The following is a 2706-nucleotide window of genomic DNA, read 5'->3' on the forward strand; positions in this document are numbered from 1 at the left end:
CTCAAACTTCATCACGGCTTTGGCAAGGCAAGATACCTTGGACTGGCAAGAAACAAAGCCAGAGCACAGCTGATTGCTATGAGTCACAATCTTAAAACTGGGATGAATATTTTTAAAGAAATGCAGCGGTTAAAAAGGTTAAGGGGTTATTGCGTCCAATGAGTGGTAAAAGGATAAAAAGTAACAAAAAGCAAGAAAATAAATGCTAAAAGCGTAGATTTAAAAGGGGTTTTTTAGGTTTTTATGAAAAAGTATGGAGAAATTTGGAAAATTTTTTAAAAAAATGGATGAAAGCGAATTAGGGGTAGAAATTATGAATTATTCAAAGATCTCTTTATATGTGTTTCATAAACTGCGCTAGTTTTTGGGAAGGCAACCTCTAGATTATTGTATACTACATTGAGTTTTTGAATCTGAATTTACATTATTTGATATCTCATCGTATATTCCTTCTGGAGAAGGGGGGCGATTTCTTATGCTGGCATCGGCGGTAGAGCTTGGCATTAAATCCCTAGCTCTAACAGTTACCTCGTTATCAGGTAGCATATTCCGTGTATTAACTTTAGAGTAAATACTTTCTACTTGATCTCCTATTTGATCTTCTAACTCATAATGGGGGTTTACAGGTATTCTTCTAGGTGCGGATGTTAGCTCAATTGAGCCATCATTATATAGCGGACCAGCTACCCCATCATCATATATTGGGGTAGATGACGCATCATTATATACTGTTTCATCTGGGTCGTTATATAGTGGACCAGCTGCCCCATCATCATACATTGGGTCATTATATAGTGGGCCAGCTGCCCCATCATCATATACTGGGTCAATAGATGACACATGTTCATATTCTACGGGAACCGGAGGTCTTGTGTTAGCGGGAGTAAGATATCCATCTTCAGATACATCAATTGTATTTGTATTTGGAGTGTCACCCGACGAAACTGGTGGTCTTGACGAAACTGGTTGTTTAAGTATATAACGACCAACCGCCACACTTGAAACCATTACAGAAAGCACGGAAACAGGTACCGCCCAGTCAGCTGTTGATAGCTTTGTATCGTCTCTTGGTGTAACGCACTGCAACCGCATTCCTTCTAACGCTAGTGGTTTTTCGCTAAAAGAGTTTTCTTCACGACCTTTGAAGAATATTCTTCCCTTAGGAATATAGGGGTCAAATTCATATCCTGCTTGACATTTACAAGTATTTAACTCAGTCCCATTTAAATATAAATAAATTGATGATTTGATTGCATATGAACTTTTGTCACTTGTTTTCATATTGCATTCTTCTCCTAGCACATTAAAACTACTGAGAAGCAACACACCTAAAACATATAATTGTATTGTATTCATTTTTCTCTAATTATAAAATTAAATAAATTTAACGCCTCTAAAGTATCTTTAGAAACTATCTTCGCCTGCTTTATTCTACATAACTTTATGAGGTATAAATATTTTTTTAACTTTCATTTATCTCGTTCCTAAGCATAATCTTATGAGTAAGCTTAGATTCAACTTGCAAATGTAACACATTAATGGAGAATGTGCTTATGAACAACTACTACCATCTAAGCCCAGAAGAGCCCGTATTAATTATGATTGAGCGTGACCAAGGATCGTCTATTTGCTCCATTAGCTCTTTACTTAATCGTTCACTATCTATCGTCTGTAGAGAGATAAAACGCAATCTAGGCGCTGAAACATCAAGATATTGTACTATTACTACAACAAGACTATACAAAGTGGAATAAAGATGAAAACCCAGAAGCATACCCTGCTTTTAAATATATGAATGCAGATTCAAGTATCGCTGTAACAGCCAAAAGTATAATTGATGAATATGACGCCCATTTTGATACTCATAGAGCATCCTTAGTATCTGATTTTGGTGCATGAGTTGAGGGCATGCAAGATTCGGAAAAAGGTACTTTTTTAGTTCATGGCTTAAAAGCTATTATGAGAGATATTTGCTCTTGAAGCTGCACATCCGACACCACAAAGAAGAAGCCTTATGAATTTACTAGAGACTTATCATCAAACATACACCTACGACACAGGTAACAACCTAACCCACCTCTCACACCAAGCAAACAGCAGCACATGGCAACAAACCCTCGCCATCCGTCCAAACAACAACCGCGGTACCGAAACCCAGCAATCCACTACCGACTTTGATGCCAACGGCAACTTGCTAGTCTTAAATAATATTGGTACTTTAAATTGGCACTACAACAACACCCTTAACCAACTCACTAAAGCAGACAAAAGTAACACCACAGAACACTATGTTTATGATTACCAAGGCAAGCGAGTCCGCACTGTGATTGAATCTAACAGCCAAGCACAAAGCCAAAGAGACTACCCACCTTCACTAGACATCTCAACCAACGAAGCAAAGCAACAAAGTAGTACCTTGCACATCGGCACCCACATTCTGAGTGAAAGCAACAAAGACAACACACAAAGTCCCAACCAAACTCGCTATCAACTCACCAGCCACCTACAATCCAACACCCTAGAGTTGAATGACAAAGCCCAAACCCTCAGCTACGAACACTACTACCCCTATGGTGGCACTGCCATCATTGCTGGCAAAGATAAAGCTCAAGTGCAACAAAAACGCTACCGTTACACAGGCAAAGAAAGAGACGACAGCAGTGGCTTGTCCTACTACGGTGCTAGGTACCTAGCCCCTTGGCTAAC

General features: G+C 39.0%; 3 protein-coding genes. 2 read left to right on the forward strand and 1 reads right to left on the reverse strand.

Annotated features, from left to right (window positions below; genetic code table 11):
- Positions 1-384: 384 nt before the first annotated feature.
- Positions 385-1356 carry a hypothetical protein gene (locus BHECKSOX2_RS00040; RefSeq protein WP_139681948.1) on the reverse strand — a complete coding sequence of 324 codons (972 nt, stop codon included), beginning with the start codon at positions 1354-1356 and terminating at the stop codon, positions 385-387.
- Positions 1357-1553: 197 nt separating this feature from the next.
- Between BHECKSOX2_RS00040 and BHECKSOX2_RS00045 the strand changes: the two genes are divergently transcribed.
- Positions 1554-1754, forward strand: coding sequence for a helix-turn-helix domain-containing protein (locus BHECKSOX2_RS00045; protein WP_180323581.1), 201 nt, complete (start codon positions 1554-1556; stop codon positions 1752-1754).
- 260 nt (positions 1755-2014) lie between these two features.
- Positions 2015-2706 (forward strand): RHS repeat-associated core domain-containing protein (locus tag BHECKSOX2_RS00050; protein WP_483444632.1); only part of this gene is annotated, 692 nt, incomplete at its 3' end.

This window comes from thiotrophic endosymbiont of Bathymodiolus puteoserpentis (Logatchev), from assembly GCF_900127505.1.
In the GTDB taxonomy this organism is placed as follows: domain Bacteria; phylum Pseudomonadota; class Gammaproteobacteria; order PS1; family Pseudothioglobaceae; genus Thiodubiliella.

Bases quoted from the DNA above. Each gene is read 5' to 3' on its own strand.
- BHECKSOX2_RS00040 (WP_139681948.1), bottom strand. From the start codon at position 1,356: ATGAATACAATACAATTATATGTTTTAGGTGTGTTGCTTCTCAGTAGT.
- BHECKSOX2_RS00045 (WP_180323581.1), top strand. From the start codon at position 1,554: ATGAACAACTACTACCATCTAAGCCCAGAAGAGCCCGTATTAATTATG.